The sequence below is a fragment of the Enterobacter sp. ECC-019 genome (genome assembly GCF_043974075.1).
Taxonomy (GTDB): domain Bacteria; phylum Pseudomonadota; class Gammaproteobacteria; order Enterobacterales; family Enterobacteriaceae; genus Enterobacter; species Enterobacter asburiae_D.
In genome coordinates, this window is the sequence record NZ_CP143760.1 from 22,659 (window position 1) to 39,467 (window position 16,809).

The following is a 16,809-nucleotide window of genomic DNA, read 5'->3' on the forward strand; positions in this document are numbered from 1 at the left end:
AAGTTCAGTAAGCTGACTGGCAAATATGCGATGTATATGTATAGCCGGTATCACCATCTAATTTACGTTCAATAAAATTGACCTGCTATTCTGCAGGTCAATTCATACTTCAGACCCTTCCGTTGTCTTACCTGCTCAGAGCGAGTTGTCGCTCCTGGGTTTCATGAGCAGAGTTAGAAGCTGAAGTCTCCTCTATCAACACAACCAGAGTCATGGCCGTCGGTAAATTCGTTACCTAATTAGCCAGTTAAAATCCGGCTTCACCAGAAATCGGATCTCAGAAGAGTAAGAGAGAGATTGTTGCCTTAAATACACAAAAAGTGGAGGATTATTGCGAATTAGGAATTATTGCCATTAAAACAATTATAGAGAGTTAAGTGTAATAAATTAGCAATAATATTGTCTGAGCGGGAATTACGTGTCCCGCCCAGACAGATTTATCAGAGATGTTCGAACCGGGCCACCACAGCACCGTTGATTTCCAGCATCTGATGCCAGGTGGTGGTCACCGAACCGGTCAGGGGATCTTCACTGTCCGTCTGCCACGATGAACTGAACAGCAGACCTTCAGGATCTCTTCGCAGATGGAGGTTGCCGAAGATACTGTTCCTGACGAGCAGGGAATAGCATCCTTTATAGCCCCACACCTGGTAGACAACACAGCCGTTGATCCTGACCGGCATCAGGCCGTCGCGGGGTGACGTCAGGTCCACCGTGATCCCCAGCTCTGCATGCCTGTCAGCGTGGTGGGTCAGTTCACGCAGCTCGCTCCCCAGGCGGGCTCCGAAGAAAATAAGCGTAAAGCCGTCCTTGTCGGCGGTCATCTCCCTGACATGCTGCAGCTGTTCGTCCACGTTGCGGACGGTTTCGGTCCGCTGCGGCGGCAGATGGCTCAGGATGCGGTAAACGTCATGAAGCAGAGATTTTTTCACTACCGAGAGCGGCATCAACTCTTCGTACTCATTGTTGTTGATGCCCTTTGCAATGATATTTTTGGGCATGGGTACGTAAACTGACCTGGCCTCCCATGCCTTTTCCAAGGTCTCTATGTCGCTGAAGGAAAAACGGGAAAGCAGGGCATCCTGAGCAAGCATATCGGGCAGCCCGTGAGTGAGAGTCAGATCGGTCTTTCTGAGGCGTTCTGTATCGACTTCAGCATGAATAAGTTCATCCAACATACTCTGACTGAACGCCTGAATATAGGCATCAAGCGTTGTATTGAAAGCCGTTATCTTCGCCCTGAAATCTTTCTCAGGCATTAAATAGCCGTCAGAGGGGGCATCTTCACGACGCTTCATTCCATTGAGCTGATTGATAATTTGCTGCTTTGTATAATACGTGAAGATATTATCATCCAGCGCATCCTGTACACGCCTGCTGACGGTCAGAGGCCCAGCGGAAAGATAAAAAGCAATATCTGCGTAACTGCCGTAAATATTCCTGACATCTTCATAGGCCCCCATATAAATACGACCGGAAATGGTTTCGGTATCACTGAATGATGAAAATGTTCTTATGAGTCCGGTCAGCATTCCGTACCACCCATCTTCACGCCCGTTATTACGGTGTTCCAGCCTGATGATGCTGTCAATAATATCAGTGGCTGACTTGAACGAAAACGTCAGGCGATCGTGTGCGCCTGTGGGATAGACAAGGTCTGAATTCAGAAGTCGCCTGACAACGTCTTTCAGTGGCACATTCTTTTTCTGGCTGATATGCGAAAGAATATAACCGGCGGTCAGCAGACGCACGTCAGCGTGAGCGTTATAAAATACCGTCGCCAGCGTTTTGCTGGCTGAATATTCATGACCCCGTAATACACCCTGCCAGTCAGAACCGTCAGGCTTCTGCGTTAATAAAGCTGGCGTGAATAAAAAACTGTGCCACCGGTAATACTCAAAATGCTCTTCAAAGTTGTTCCGTCCGTACCAGAGCAACAGCATATCTGAGCTGTGCTCAGAGGCAAAACGATCATCTTTCATGACTGCTGTTATGACAGTCTGAGCGGTATGAAAAAGATGAGCCAGAAGGCAGTTACGATCGCTGTCAGATTGTTCTCCGGCCCGGTTCTGAAGACGCCGCCACATGTACCAGCTTTCCCATTCTCCGATGAAGTCCTTGACAAGCTCGCGGTGACGTAGCTCCTGAGCGACAGTCAGATTATCACCATACCCTGTTTTCCAGTCTGTCAGCGCATGCCACACGTGGAAAAGAGACGAAATATATTGCTCAAAATCACTCAGCAGCCGGCTGTCAGAATCCCGGTATACTGAGAACGGGATGGTCATTACATGACGAAAATATTCACCTGTGGTTTCCAGCGACTTTACCGTTGTATGGCTGAAAGCATAAAAATCCCGGTGGAAAGACTGGCTGAATGTCGGCATAAATCCCGTGTCACCGCATTCATCAAGATAATTACCGTCTGCATACCGGAAACTTTTTTTCAGCGTTGAGTAGGTTTCAACCAGCCGGTCTGCGGCGCTGATGAAAGAACTGATATTACCGTCTTCAAGGGCATCGTAGGCCTCACCGTAAAAATCGCGGGTAATATACCGGTATTCTTTCCAGTTTTTATTTCGGCCTCTGATAAAGCACCTTCTCAAAAGGAATGGCCAGCCACGGGGGAAAATGACATCAGAAGATGCAATCAGCGTTATGGTATCCTGCTTACGGCCGAGCGAGGGAAGTAAAATAAGTTCACCATTACTGTTTTTAACAGGCCGGAGAAATCGCAAAAGAAAACTGAGTGGTCGCAGCCGGACATCCGTTATATCCTTTCCTTCACCGACATAGTAAGGCAGTAACTGCATCTTTTCTTCGCCTGAAACATACCAGCGCAGGATCTCAATACCTTTAATATGATTTTTATCAAGATAGGTGCCTGGATACCGGAGCCATGCATTTATCAGCGAACGTAAAATAAAATTTTCCACAATCTCTGACTGAAAGTACTTCAGCATAAGGCGATCGCGCTTTTTATCGTCCAGAATGTTCAGGCTTGATATAAAAAACCATATAGACAGCCCGAGATTGAACAGCATCCAGACGAGGGCCGTAATGGCAAAGGCGGTCGTCCGGTATTTATCGCCTGCTGATGAAAACAATCCGCCAATCACGATAAATGCGGCCAGTGACAGTCCGCTGAGCCCCGCAAACATGTAACCTGAATGCAGCTGATAAGCTGACTGAATATGTATCCGGGACGATTTTTTCTGAAAGAGTACGCTGATAAGGCCCACAACCAGTGGAAAAACGATCCCGATAATCGTCAACTGCGCGCCCAGCAGGTTTGACATCCATGCCGGTAATGCCGTGACGCCTTTCAGATAGGTAACGGCAAAAGAATGAAATACGGGACGAAAATATTCTGCAGCAGTGACTGCGCCAGCGGCCGCAGTCCAGAGCAACAGCATAGCCCTCAGATAATGCGTGGAGCAGTAGATCTGTGCCCTCTCAGGCAGGCTCCAGCGATGTCGTTTATACACCGCATTGTTCTTCAGGTTTTGTTTGAGTTCGGCTCGTACTTTCGCTGAAAGGAGTGTGAGGAATTTGCCCGACATAGCTTTCCTGATAGATGAGTGGTCAACCTCTTCATCATACGTCCTGTGAGCAGAATATTTCTCTAAAAATCTCAATATTGGATTCTTCCGGTCTGTCCGGAGGGCAGATCCGTATCCACCTTTTTCCGGAGCTCAGGAGAATAAGAGGGAGATTATTGTCTTAATAACACAAAAAATGGATGAATGTTGCATTATGCTGATTAATACGGGTTTGAGGTTTCTCGAAAGTCTTTATGAGTATTTCTGTCAATTAAGCCCATCCGGGAGTCAGATACCGGCACAGATTACATGACATAAATGAAAAGACTTGGAAAAGGTGAGCGTTGCAAATTCTGATTTATGCAGAATCCCCCCTGACAGTAAAGGCGATGATGCGTGATTCGATTAAAATCATTATATAAGTTTAATACCCTGTGACAGAGGATCTCGCTGTGAAAGAAATGAAGAGCAAAAGCCCTAAACCTGACCCCGCTGAAGACAACGCTTTTTTTCCGTCGGACTACTCACTGAGTGAATTTACCAGCCCGGTAACTGATTTAAGCGACTACGAATATCCAGCCCCCTATCAGGGAGCCAGGAAAGTGCTTGTGATTGCAGCAGACGAACGCTATCTGCTGACGGATAACGGTTCCCTCTTTTCGACGGGAAATCATCCCGTGGAAACACTGGTTCCTATGTATCATATGAGTGCGGCTGGATTTGATTTTGAGATAGCCACACTCTCCGGAAACATGGCCAAATTTGAACACTGGGCAATGCCTTCCGAGGATAAAAAGATCATGCCGTTCTACGAACAATATCGAGATGCGTTCAGGCATCCCCGCAAGTTGTCCGAGATCTGCACGGAGCTGACGTCTGCCAGTGAATATGCCGCCGTCTTCATTCCCGGTGGTCATGGTGCGCTTATTGCGATGTCAGAAAGCCAGGCGGTAGCAGACACGCTTCGCTGGGCAATCAGCAATGGCAGACTGGTTATATCGTTATGTCACGGACCAGCCGCATTTCTTTCGCTCAGGCACGGTATTAATCCTCTGAATGGGTATTCGATATGCGCATTTCCGGATAGCGTGGATAAGCAAACACCGGATATTGGATATATGCCCGGGCACCTGACATGGTACTTCGGTGAGAAACTGCGTGGGATGGGGATAAACATTGTTAATGATGATATTACTGGCTCGGTTCACAAGGATCGTAACGTACTGACCGGCGACAGCCCTTTTGCCGCGAATGCTCTTGGACGCCTCGCGGCAACTGAATTACTTGCGGCTTATGCCGTCTGATAACTCAAGGCATCCGGAAACGATGGTGGCAGGGCTGCCACCATCTTCACCTTCAGGCCTGACTTCATTCACCTGTTGTCAGAGGAAGGACGTTCATTTCTGATACGAATTCCCGCTGCCTGATGAGGCTCCCTGACAATGCAGCAAAAAGCAAAGCCTTCCAGTCTGCCTGCTCATCACTTATCCCCAGCCACTGCAGCGACTGTTGTTCTGGCCTGTCCGTGATGGAGTAGACGCCAGAGATAATATTCCGCTGAGGGGAATAGATGACCGCAATTTGCTCGTGCTCACAATTATCCGGATTACAGGCTTTCATGACATGATAGCGATCTTTACGAATGGTCATGTCAATCGTCGGATAATTTTCAGCGTTACGGACAACCCAGGCCGGTAATTTATTCGCCTTCACCATCTGATGAAAACAGTTTCGGGTTGATGGATTGTTAGCAAGCATATTAATAGTTATGTTATCTTTAGCGGCACTCTCTGCTGCCAGTATCAGAATTAAGAGAGCAACAATACCCCTGTACATAATAACCTCCTTTGCAGACATTACTTTTTCGGCTTCCGAAGAAGACATTCCAGTAATTGCCTGTATAAATAATAAACCTTTTTACTGGCTTCGTACGTAAAGTCAGGCGTACGACTCCTGAGAGGGCGAGGAATGAATTCGCAAAAGCACCGCCATTAACTCACATATTCTTGATTAAACACCACCTGCCGACAGTTTATAATCAAAAATGGTTTCTCATATTATAAATTCCGAAATCACGGCAATCCTATTACACTCGCCAGGAATAATCCGTAATAAATGCTTGATTAGAATCCTTTCACACTCATTGTTAGATGCATGAGATGAAAGGGTCAATCACCAGAGCAAAAATCTTTTTCCAGAAATAACATTAATATACCTTTTATGAGAAGGGCTTTCTTTTACGCGTTAGGAATTCTTTAATCACAAGAGATGCATATTTATTCATAGTTAAGGCGTATTTATTGTTTCAATCGAATATGCATAATGGTGTTATAACTTGTCAGACCAGATTGCCGATGTTATGTTATAACAATATGGTAGAGATATCAGGTTACGGAGGTTATGCCAGGGAGGTATGTCATGCGTATTTTTAATAACAGTTCAATGATTTATCTCCTGTGTCTTTCACTGATGACCTTATCTGTGAAGACTGATGCCCGTTCTTTTTATGTCAAGAATTACAGTCTTCCGAGCTATACCGAGTTTCACGGGAAAATTAAGAGTGGTGAATTTGATGAATATCATGTGTTTCTTCAGAAGTCTCAGTCCCTCAGAGTGGAGGTATCGGGCAAACGCTTTGAATTAAGTATGGCCGGACCGAACCAAAGAGGAAGTAAGGCACGTACCCATCTGGATAAGGACAGTGTATTCATTGCCCCGGCATCGGGTATGTATAACATCATTGTGAAAAGTACGCATCGGGATCAACAGTGTAATTGCTATGTACTGGCTATTAACTTTATGGATTGAGATGGCGCATTATGTGTAAATGGAAAAATACATCTATTTTATTAACAATAGAAATATCAGTATTTTACTGACGGATGATTTCTACCTTTTCCATGGTTTAAAAGAGATAACCGGATTACCTCTGGTTCATGTGACTTATGATGGTATTACTCAGACTCCAGCCCCCATTAAAGGTAAAGGGAAAATTCGGGTGCTTATTGACGGCAGAATTTTCAGGGAGGGTAACTGGCGTGGCTTCAATAAACTACAGGAGACCCTAAAAAAAGGTGCGGACTGGATCTGGCTGGATATATCCGGACATGGACGGTTTTATCCTGCAAATTGTGAATATCATATCTACGTCAATTTAAGAGGTAGCCTGCATGATTCAATTCTGGCCCTGTATTCTGCCTATTTGAGGCGCCGGTCAAGTTTGATCTACCATCATTATCCGCGTCTTACTGAGCGGGAGTTAGATATTCTTCAGTGTCTGCTTGATAACGAAAGCATTGAGGAAATACAAAATAAGTTTTTAATTGGTGAAAAAACGGCAACCTGTTACCGAAGTCGAATTGTGCAGAAGTTTGGATGTCGGGGATACGGTATGTTTTTGCGATATTACAGGTATAACAAGGAAATCATAGACAAGAAATGGAGGTATGCATGTAAGCAGTAATTTCCATTTCTCCGTTATTATCTTTTCATTGGAACATAAAGGAGCACGCATGAAAAAAGCATTAGCCCTGTCCGTAGTTACTGCCGCAACATTATTGATGGCCGGGTGTGCCAAGCATACCTACAGTATTGTCACGCAGGACGGGAGAACCATTATCAGCGAGGGTAAACCTAAAGAAACCAGTGCAGGATTAGTGGGTTTTGTGGATGCCAACGGTGTAAAACAACAAATTAACCGGGCAGACGTTAAAGAAATTACCCAGATCAGGTAAGCCCGGGCCCTGGTAAAGTTGCTTAGCCCTCATGCCTGACTGTACAGGAATGTACGGTCAGGATGTTAATGCCCTCAGAAATAGAGAGGTTGCGCCCGTGTGCTGGTTTATGTGTTGAAAACGAGATGAAGACTTTCTGCTTTTAAAATGAAAGAGAGTTTCTTCGAGTATTTTATTTATTAGTTCCTTCTGTACTGACTGCTCTATCCGGTGCTGTCGTTCGAAAGGCTTCTCGTGTCAATGGCCATGAGACGTAGTGAACTGTGGAGGGGAGTTATCTATGAGAGCATTATAACAAATGAATCAGCGGATACCGGTGACACGGTACACGAAGCGACCGCAATAGCGGAATACAATGATGATTTGAGTTTCATAAAAATTCCTGAAAAAGTGTTTATCCTTTTCACTTACATTGCTACCAGGTATTTTTATTATGGAGACCGGAATGTCGTTAATAGCAAACATGCCGGTAAAAAAGAAATGAAAAAAACGTCGGGCGGTAGCGCCCGACGTGGTACTCAACAAGCAGAATCACAGTTCAGTCATCGCCAGAGTAACGACGTAATATCTGCCAGCAAGTTCCCATGAAGGTAGCAAAAATCTTAATGAAACTTAAAGACAACCATACAACAACAGCACAAAATTGCTCTTTCAGTTATTTAAAATTAAAAGCATCCGGGTGATTTTCAAGACTACCGCTGAGGGCCGCAAAAAGCACTGTCTTACCATCTATAGATATGTCACTCCCGGAATTTAGCCATACGAGATTCTGTTGATTTCCCTCTGTAGCCTGTCTGGAGAAAACGCCGGACAGGCTTTTTCCTTCTGGTGAATACAGAACCGCAATCTGTTCTGCAGCACAATTATGAGGTTTACATGCAGATACAACTTGATAGGCTTTGCTGTCCAGCGTCACCTTCCTAGCCGGAGTTTCGGTGCCCCCCTTCATAACCCAGTCTGGCAGGTTATGATCCTTCGACATCTTATGAAACGCTTTGCTTGTGTCACTATCTGTAGCGAGTTTGCTGACCGAAATATCATTATGAGCCAACACGGAAGTTGCTGATAACAGGGTTAAACTTGCGACAACTAACTTAAGCATAATTTTCTCCTCACTGAAGTTTCTGCCTCAAATCATTATTATGGAAAATAGACAGTACTTTATCTATATATTGAACACTTTTCCGATGATTTTCAATAAGTGGAAATCGGTGTACTAGGCTTTTTAAGTTTATTCCTACGTGCTTCTCACAGAACTCAATACGAAGCAGCAAGCCTTCCTGGAGAAAAAGTTGGTGCTTACGGAGGCATTTGCCGAAATAGAGCGTGGCTCTGACTGAAGAGCTGCGGCTAGCAGGCGTGGAAAAAGCCGATCCGGCTGACTTTCGGAACAGAATATTACCGAACTGACCCGGGCTGTAAGCCGTTAGGCAGTTGGCTGAGGCAAACTAAGAGTACGCTGAGTAAAAGCACAAGACGAAAGCACGCCAATTCCGAAACCACCATTTACACCTGGCGCAAGAAGTATCGCGACTATGGCAACCCTGAGAGGCTTCAGAATGGGGCGCTGTCTTGCCGGCAGGCTCATGAGAGAGCTGGGGCTGGTGAGTTGTCAGCAGCCTACCCACCGTTATAAACGTGGTGGTAATGAACATATAGCTATCCCGAATCACCTTGAGCGACAGTTCGCAGTGACAGAGCCTAATCAGGTGTGGTGCGGCGATGTGACGTATATCTGGACAGGAAAGCGTTGGGCTTACCTCGCAGTTGTTCTCGACCTGTTCGCAAGGAAACCGGTGGGATGGGCAATGTCGTTCTCACCGGACAGCAAACTGACCGTCAAAGCGCTGGAGATGGCGTGGGAAACTCGCGGTAAGCCAGCCGGGGTGATGTTCCACAGCGACCAGGGCAGCCATTATACAAGCAGGTCGTTCCGGCAGTTACTGTGGCGTTACCGGATCAAACAGAGTATGAGCCGACGCGGAAACTGCTGGGATAACAGCCCGATGGAACGCTTCTTCAGAAGTCTGAAAAACGAGTGGGTGCCGGTAACGGGTTATATAAACTTTAGCGAAGCAGCTCATGCGATCACAGACTATATCGTCGGGTATTACAGCTCGTTCAGGCCGCATGAATATAACGGTGGGTTATCGTCAAACGAATCGGAAAACCGATACTGGAAAAACCCTAAAGCGGTGGCCAGTTTTAGTTGACCACTACAGTCATTAGAAGCCACTTCAGCTCCTGCTCGGCCAGCAGGAGGGAGCACGCCCCCATTATGCTAGCGATCCATAACAAAATTGATAATATCAAAGGTCACTGAGTATGAAAAATATCCTATTTGAACCGATAGCCTACCCAATAAATCATGCTAGAAAATGAATCACCCTGAATAATAAAACAATATTTCCTCAATAATTAGTGGGTGCAATACACAAATATGGTTCTGAAAACAAGAATTAAGTCATACTACTATTTGTGTTATGACCTTGTTTAATCCTTCATTTTAAACTCAATCATTAAACGAGGAAGTGTTTTTAATTTGTACTGATAGTTTTTTAGGGGTGGAGCCATAATGCTTCTTAAACAAGGAAATAAAGTATGAAACATTTGAAAATCCCAGGTTATAGGCAATAGTATTAATGTGTAGATCTGTTGTTAGTATTAACCTAAGTGCTTTGCGCATTCTAACATCCAGTAGCAACTCATTGAATTTTAGACCTTCAGAGAAAAGTTTTCTGCGAACATTCGATTTTGAAATATTTAAATCCTCGGCAACCATATCCATGGTCCAGTTTCTTGAAATATCGCTCTCAAATAAATCCCTAACAGTTTCCGAGAATGAATTTTTTATTGATCTGGCTATGGATGTATATAATCTTGGTATTTCCCCGAATTTAGATAACATATACAACATGATTGCACACTTTTCATGTTTGCATGTATCATCATTTAGTTTTCTGAATAGAGATTGATCGATACTATCCGCCTGAAAGTGAAATATATCCCTTGTGGTAAGAAAAGAAATTTCTCTAAATTTGCTATAGGTTTTTAGCATGGCATAAAGGGTACATAGCTCATCATTCTTGATATTATACACCATATAACACTTCAAGCTTTTTTTGTTTTTTATCGTAATATTGAGAGTTATATTCTTTTCAACAAATAAAACCTGCCCACCTTCAAAACAGAACTCATCTCCATTCCCATTTTTGAAAATTACAGCGCCACTATTTACATAAACTAAAGAACAATGATGAAACTTTACGTTTTTAAAGGTTATATGAGGCTCTGAAGTCTTATGTTGGATGGAAATGCTATCGGACAAAAAATTTGAGAACAAGAGAGCCCCCTTTCTATGTGTGGTTAATGCCCAAGTTAAATTCAGGGAGTGTTTTATACCCGATGTTTTTTTGAACATCAAGTCCAAAACAAAAAACAATGAAATAGTGCTTGTATTATTTCTTTTTATAAAAGAAATAATACCCACAATCTTATTGAAAGTGTGGCTGCTGTTTGTTTTTTGCTTGTGTTTTGGTATTTTTGGGTGTTTTTTTAGTATTTTTTTATGTGGGCGAGATTTGAATTGTAGAGAAACTTGATGATAAATATTAGATGTCTGCTTCACTGAAAAGACGCTTAATCAACTGACACTAAGGATGAAGAAACATGAAGAAAAAAATTATTAGTGCTCTATTCTGTTCTGTTGCACTTACGGGGGGGGCTTTCGCCCAACAATCTAACTTACCTAACTTACAAGCTGTAGGTAATAGCTTATCTTCATTATCGTCGCATACAGAAACTGCGCCACTTCTTAGCACCATTTTGCAGCACACGGATCGCCACCCCACGCAGAAGTTTATTGGTGGTGGTTTTCAAAAGATTGAAGGTGTTATTGCAGCAGCAACATGCACTGTAACGATTCCATCGGATCTCAATTTTGGAACCATTTCCCACAACACAATTTCAGACGCAGCTGTGGGAAGCACACTCAAATCCCAAGGGGGGAATATTGAGCTATCTAAATGTGCTCCAAATGCCACCTTTAGATACAAAATCCATGCTTTAGGGGACCAGCATTTTAGAGGAACTGGGCAATCAGCTCTCTTTAACGCTGCTGGTCGGAAACATAACGGACTTAAGTTGCATATGAAGAATTCCTCTAACATTTCGATGTTTACCGATGGTACCGACCATGGACTTGTCGCAAGCAACAATTCGGGAGATGCTGTTGTGCCTATCGATATCAGCCTTATTAAGGATGCAGCAAGCGTTGATACTGGACCGTTCTTTGGTGGATACCTTTATCTGATTTCTCAGTCATAAGTGTACTTATTGATACATACATACGCAGCATCAAAAAGATGCTGCTTTTTCGTTGTATTAATGTTTTAGGCTAAGTTTATGAGTTATAAGATCACTAAATGCATTTTTATTATGTTCGTTGGTTTGTGCGCCGCTTTTGGTGCGAATGCAACATATAAAAAAGGAGGGATTAGCCTTGATGTTACCAGAGTTGTCTTCACATCGGAGAATGAAAGTGTTGCTTTTCGTGTAAATAATAGCTCAAAGGAAGATGTATGGTTATTGAAGTCATGGGTATCTCAGTTCGAAAATTATAATGATAAATCAGTTCCTTTTTTTATTACCCCCCCTCTGATTAGAATTAATGAAGATGAAAAAAGGCAATTTCGAATAAATAAACTCGATGATGTATCGTCACTACCCAGTGATCGTGAGTCAATATTTCATATTAATGTGATGGCGATCCCTCCCGTTGAGAATAAAAAAACAGCTGCGGGGCATATTGAGTTAACAATAATGCACCAGATAAAATTATTATACAGACCTGCTTCAATCGAAGATAAGAAGGAAATTGAAAGTCTCAATAAAAAAATACAAATTAGTAAAACAAACAATGGGGTTAAGCTAAAAAATCCAACACCATATTATGCTTCAATGGGACGACTGGCTTTGAATAATATAAATGTGACAGATGAGTCTTTTCAGATGATCGCTCCATTTTCGGAGATAAACATACCATCAAAAGCCCCCGTCAAGACAGTTGATTTTAATTTGATTAATGATTTCGGAGGCATGACCAGATCTGTCTCTGTAGTGTTCTAATCGGAGGGCTGACCAGTGCGTTATTTGGCTTGTGCATTTGGGATTATATTTACCCTACCAGGTAAGGCAGCTAATGACAATGTTGATTTCAATACTATTTTTTTGTCTCTGGTTGATAAAAAAGAAACACCTATTGACCTTAGTTATTTCAAAACAAGGAATTCATTCCTCCCCGGAGAATATACTGTAAATATTATAATTAATGGTTCCAGAATAGGAGAGGAAAAAGTAACATTTGCGGCCACTCCTACGGGTGAAGTTAGAGCGGTCTTACCTAATGAGCTGCTTTTAAAACTAGGGGTATCCCTCCCTGAGGGTGAATATGAAAATTCTGCTCCATATAAGGAATTAAGTGAGAGATTGCCCGGCGCAACGGAAAAGTTTTTCCCTTCAAGCGAAGAACTTCACCTTGAAATTCCACAGATATGGTTAGCAAGTTACGACTGGCTTAAGACTCCACCACATCAATGGGATGATGGTTTGCAGGCTTTAATGGTTAATTATAGATACTCTGGTATGTATTCCCGAGCATATGGAAAAAATAGTAGAAGCGACACGCTTTCCCTGAATTCTTCTTTAGCTGTTTTAGGTTGGCGTCTTCGTCATGATGGCTTCATGTCGCAATCTACTTCTTATAAACAAAGACGTAGTTGGCAACCTCTAAGAACCTGGGCCTATCATGACTTTAGTGTTGGTCAGGGTGGTCAATTTGCTGTTGGCCAGCTGGCGTCTGAATACAACATATTCGAAAGTTTTCCTTTCGAAGGGGTACAAATTTACTCTGATACAGGGATGCTTAATCCAGCGTTATTGAGTTTTTCCCCTGTAGTCAAGGGGGTTGCTACTTCGCCATCTCAAATCATCGTACGCCAAAACAATACGGTTATCTGGCAAGGTGAAGTACCGCCAGGTCCCTTTGAGTTAACAGACATAACACCTCTTTATGCCGGTGATTTGAACATTGAAATCCGCGGTGAGGATGGGACTGTCAGACACCTTAATCAGGCGTCAGCCAGTATTCCTGCACTACAACCTCGTGGGCGTATTAGTTATAATATCTCAGCTGGTCGTTACCGCAATAATGAGGAAGTTTTAAGAAATGAATCGCCCACATTCATTCAGGTGTCGGGAGCTTATGGAAGCAGTGAGGACTTAACATTTTACGGAGGTGGTATTCTTGCCAATGATTACAGATCGGCGATGACTGGTATCGGTAAGTATCATGAAAAACTCGGAGCATTTTCTGTAGATATCACTCATGCAGAGGCAACCTTTTCTGATGGGGTTATTGAGCGCCAGAATAAAGGGCAATCTGTCGGAGCGGTTTGGACTCGTGGCCTTGAGGCAACTCAAACTAATATTAATATAAGTGGTTACTGGAACTCGACTCCGGACTATTACTCTTTCAACCGATTACAACACGAACATTATTGGCAACAAGATATAGCCCCTTTTTATCGGTTTAATGCGAATGTTTCTCAGCCGATTCTAGATATAGGAACTTTAGTGTTATCGGGCGATATAGAGAAATTTTATAATACCGATAAGAAGAGAGTAATGACAGGGTTATCTTGGAGCATGCCTGTAGGTAGAGGGCACGTGAACATTTCATTTAGATACGGTAAATCACCTCAATATGAAAAAAACGAGCGTTCAGCATATCTTTCGTTATTCATGCCATTAACATCTTTCTTGAACAAGAATTCATTGGCGCTAAATTCAAATATTATTGATTTCAATGGTCAATCTTTATTTCAAACCGGAATTAGTGGCACGCTAAAAGAACAATCTGTTTCTTATGGAATTACAGAAAGTTACAGCAAAAATAGTAGGGATAATGAAGAGAATTTAAACGTCAGATATACTGGGCGTTATGGTGATGTGCAGAGTAACTTTACTAACAGAAAAGATAGCCATCATTTATTCTTGGGATTTTCGGGCTCTGGTGTTGTGCACCGGGGGGGGGTGACTTTAGGTCAGAGTCTGAGCATGGATGGCGCGAATGCTCTGATTGATACTCGTGGTGCATCAGGTTTAATCACCAATAATGGTACTGGAGTTAAAACTGACATGTTGGGATATGCTTTAATTCCTAACCTGATCCCATATCAGGAGAATAATATCTCTCTTGATGTAAATAGCGCAAATAAATTTACTGAAGTTATTACCTCCGATGTGAAAGTTACACCATCACGCGGTTCATTAGTATCAGCGAAGTTCAAAGTTAAGAAAGGTGCTAAATCTTTGATCACATTATTACGCCCTGATGGAAATCCAGTTCCATTTGGGAGTGTAGTAACTCTAAAAAGCGATGAGAATACAGAGAATTCCGCAGCAATAGTTTCTGACGAGGGCCAGGTTTGGATTAGTGGGCTTCCCAATAAGGATGTTTTACTTGTTCGGTGGGGAAGGGGGTTAAAAGATGTGTGTGAAGCACCATATCATTTAACCGGGGAAAACAACGAACCCACCAGAAAAATTCTAACCTGTAATCAGGATCGAAATCAATGAATAAAACTATATTACTCAATGTAATACTTAGTACGATGTTAGTACTGATGAAAGATACTTACGCTAACGAAATATCTCACAGGATTATAGATATTCCAGAGCAAAAAATTACAAGCTCTGGAATATTAAGTGGGGAAGTTATATTTTCTCATATAGAAAGTTTTGTTGACATTTGTGAGGAGGAGTGTAAAAAAATTGATATTGAATGGACTCCTCTGTCTGGAAATAAGATTGTGACTCCTGAGAGTGAATATTTATTTCATTCAGGAGTTAACGGGATTGGCATACAGATCAAAATTCCGAATATGAAACAAAATCGTTCTGCGCAGCAGCACTCATCAATGGAGGTGAATCTGAAAAGGACAGGAAATACTGTAATCGCAGGGGAGTTACTTTCCACTCCATTACTTAGACGGACCGTAAAACATATTGATGAAAATGGACATGTTATACGTTTAGTGTCAGAAAACATAGCCGTTAAGGGTAAGATTGTTAATGGGGGATGTTATATCCCTCATGGTCAAGATTTGAATATAACTCTTCCAGTTGTCAGTCAGAACCAATTACTTGGCATTCCTGTAGGAATGCCACTTGCTGGCATCAATGGGCAAACTAGTATCCGCATAACATGTGAACATTCTTCACAAAATAACATCAGGTTGTATTTTATGCCAGTTTCTTCTGGCTCGACATTGATGAATTCCTCTATATTACCTGCTTTGGATGCATCAGGTGATTTCAGTGGTGCTGGTTTCATTGTACATGTAAACAACCGCAAAGTTATTTGGGATGGTGCTACTCCTATTTTAATTGAATTAGATAATGAGAGTGAATATTCCTTACCTATACAAGCCTACTACACACGTACAGGACAGGACATTTACCCAGGTCACGTTCAGGCAACAGGTTTAATTATGGCAGCATATCAATAAAAACATATAGTTACAGGTTGGTAAAGAAACGTCGTTTTAAATTGTAATTATGTTTATTAAGGTGTTTTATGTGCATCATTTGTGACGATAATTATTATTTAGTTGGTTTTTCTTCTCTTAATGCTGAAATTTCGAGGAAATTGCAATCATTGCCTGATGATGTTTATATCATCACATCTTCCAGCGCAATTGGGATTTATTTTTTCATTAGCAGACATAAACCGCGAAATGGTATTTTTTTCTGTACGGAGCGAGGTGCGCGTTTACTTAATGGTGTTGTTAATGGTAGGATTTTTCATTTGGTTGATTTGTTGAATTATAGTATTGATAAGAACTTCCATTCAAAAAAGAAAGGTTGTTATACAATTTCACATGAGGAAAAACAGCTTCTTCATCTCTTTGCAATAAATTCATCAACTTCATTAAAGATGCGTCTTTTTAATGTTAGCTACAAGAAGCTTAAAGCGATGCATTTAAAGATCAGAAAAAAATTACAATGTAATAATAATGTGGAGTTATTCTTAAAGGTCCGCATGATGAATATACTTCAAAAGTAGGTTTTTTTAAGAATTTGCAAACTGCTGCTATGCGTGAGCAGTGGGTCTAAGATAGCTGCCTGATGGTTCCCCTGAACCATTGTGAATAAGCACGATACTGCATCACTCTGGTCAGTTAGTAAAACTCACGACTACCTACCTTACTTACTAATAGTCACTCATTGGCCCGCTCTTAACAGCGGGCTTTTTTATGTGTGCCGGACATGCTCGACAGCCAGGGGGGCCAACCTGATGGTGGCGAAGGACCAGTGAAACGCAAGAGCGTCATCGTGAGGTGGGGTCTGAAGGACGCGTGGAGCAAAGCCATGACCTAGCGGACAGAAACCTGATACAAGGCTCACGTGATCGGCAGAGCGAGCATATGATCGCGAAGGCCATAGCCATCAAGGGTCGTATGAGTAAATCA

14 protein-coding genes and 1 pseudogene are annotated in these 16,809 nt (G+C 42.5%); 11 read left to right on the top strand and 4 right to left on the bottom strand.

Annotated elements, in window-relative coordinates:
- Positions 1-440: 440 nt before the first annotated feature.
- The gene (locus tag V1566_RS23275; RefSeq protein ID WP_395306096.1) at positions 441-3,563 is read right to left on the bottom strand and encodes a hypothetical protein; all 3,123 of its coding nucleotides are present in this window, start codon (positions 3,561-3,563) and stop codon (positions 441-443) included.
- A gap of 440 nt (positions 3,564-4,003) precedes the next feature.
- On the opposite strand from V1566_RS23275, the gene hchA reads away from it, so the two are divergent.
- Positions 4,004-4,846, top strand: a complete 843-nt coding sequence (gene hchA, locus V1566_RS23280; RefSeq protein WP_395306125.1) for a glyoxalase III HchA — start codon at positions 4,004-4,006, stop codon at positions 4,844-4,846.
- A gap of 64 nt (positions 4,847-4,910) precedes the next feature.
- On the opposite strand, the gene V1566_RS23285 is transcribed toward hchA, so the two are convergent.
- Positions 4,911-5,426, bottom strand: a complete 516-nt coding sequence (locus V1566_RS23285) for an Ivy family c-type lysozyme inhibitor (RefSeq protein WP_395306097.1) — start codon at positions 5,424-5,426, stop codon at positions 4,911-4,913.
- A gap of 534 nt (positions 5,427-5,960) precedes the next feature.
- Here V1566_RS23285 and V1566_RS23290 point away from each other — a divergent pair.
- The 4 genes from V1566_RS23290 (at position 5,961) to V1566_RS23305 (ending at position 7,864) form a co-directional block, all read left to right on the top strand.
- On the top strand, positions 5,961-6,350 hold the full coding sequence (locus V1566_RS23290; RefSeq protein ID WP_395306098.1) for a hypothetical protein: 390 nt from the start codon (positions 5,961-5,963) through the stop codon (positions 6,348-6,350).
- 19 nt (positions 6,351-6,369) lie between these two features.
- Complete coding sequence (locus V1566_RS23295; RefSeq protein WP_263710174.1) at positions 6,370-7,005, top strand: LuxR C-terminal-related transcriptional regulator; 636 nt, start codon at positions 6,370-6,372, stop codon at positions 7,003-7,005.
- Positions 7,006-7,054: 49 nt separating this feature from the next.
- Complete coding sequence (locus V1566_RS23300; RefSeq protein WP_395306099.1) at positions 7,055-7,276, top strand: YgdI/YgdR family lipoprotein; 222 nt, start codon at positions 7,055-7,057, stop codon at positions 7,274-7,276.
- Positions 7,277-7,516: 240 nt separating this feature from the next.
- Entirely contained in the window at positions 7,517-7,864 is a 348-nt protein-coding gene (locus V1566_RS23305; RefSeq protein WP_395306100.1) for a hypothetical protein, read from the top strand.
- Positions 7,865-7,931: 67 nt separating this feature from the next.
- Here the strand turns inward: V1566_RS23305 and ivy are convergent, their stop codons facing one another.
- Positions 7,932-8,378: an Ivy family C-type lysozyme inhibitor gene (ivy, locus tag V1566_RS23310; RefSeq protein ID WP_395306101.1), complete on the bottom strand. Its 447-nt coding sequence runs from the start codon at positions 8,376-8,378 to the stop codon at positions 7,932-7,934.
- A 412-nt stretch (positions 8,379-8,790) separates the two neighbouring features.
- On the opposite strand from ivy, the pseudogene V1566_RS23315 reads away from it, so the two are divergent.
- Positions 8,791-9,489, top strand: a pseudogene (locus V1566_RS23315) (IS3 family transposase); the annotation flags it as partial.
- A 299-nt stretch (positions 9,490-9,788) separates the two neighbouring features.
- On the opposite strand, the gene V1566_RS23320 reads toward V1566_RS23315, so the two are convergent.
- Entirely contained in the window at positions 9,789-10,904 is a 1,116-nt protein-coding gene (locus V1566_RS23320) for a helix-turn-helix domain-containing protein (RefSeq protein WP_395306102.1), read from the bottom strand.
- A gap of 41 nt (positions 10,905-10,945) precedes the next feature.
- Here V1566_RS23320 and V1566_RS23325 point away from each other — a divergent pair, with 41 nt between their 5' ends.
- The 5 genes from V1566_RS23325 (at position 10,946) to V1566_RS23345 (ending at position 16,403) form a co-directional block, all read left to right on the top strand.
- Positions 10,946-11,602 carry a hypothetical protein gene (locus tag V1566_RS23325; RefSeq protein WP_395306103.1) on the top strand — a complete coding sequence of 219 codons (657 nt, stop codon included), beginning with the start codon at positions 10,946-10,948 and terminating at the stop codon, positions 11,600-11,602.
- Between the two features lie 78 nt (positions 11,603-11,680).
- A complete protein-coding gene (locus tag V1566_RS23330) occupies positions 11,681-12,403 on the top strand; it encodes a molecular chaperone (protein ID WP_395306104.1) in 723 nt (240 codons plus the stop codon).
- 15 nt (positions 12,404-12,418) lie between these two features.
- Positions 12,419-14,914, top strand: coding sequence for a fimbria/pilus outer membrane usher protein (locus V1566_RS23335; protein ID WP_395306105.1), 2,496 nt, complete (start codon positions 12,419-12,421; stop codon positions 14,912-14,914).
- Positions 14,911-15,846, top strand: coding sequence for a fimbrial protein (locus V1566_RS23340; RefSeq protein ID WP_395306106.1), 936 nt, complete (start codon positions 14,911-14,913; stop codon positions 15,844-15,846). The genes V1566_RS23335 and V1566_RS23340 overlap by 4 nt, the downstream gene beginning before the upstream one ends.
- 68 nt (positions 15,847-15,914) lie before the next feature.
- Positions 15,915-16,403: a hypothetical protein gene (locus tag V1566_RS23345; RefSeq protein WP_395306107.1), complete on the top strand. Its 489-nt coding sequence runs from the start codon at positions 15,915-15,917 to the stop codon at positions 16,401-16,403.
- Positions 16,404-16,809 lie beyond the last annotated feature (406 nt).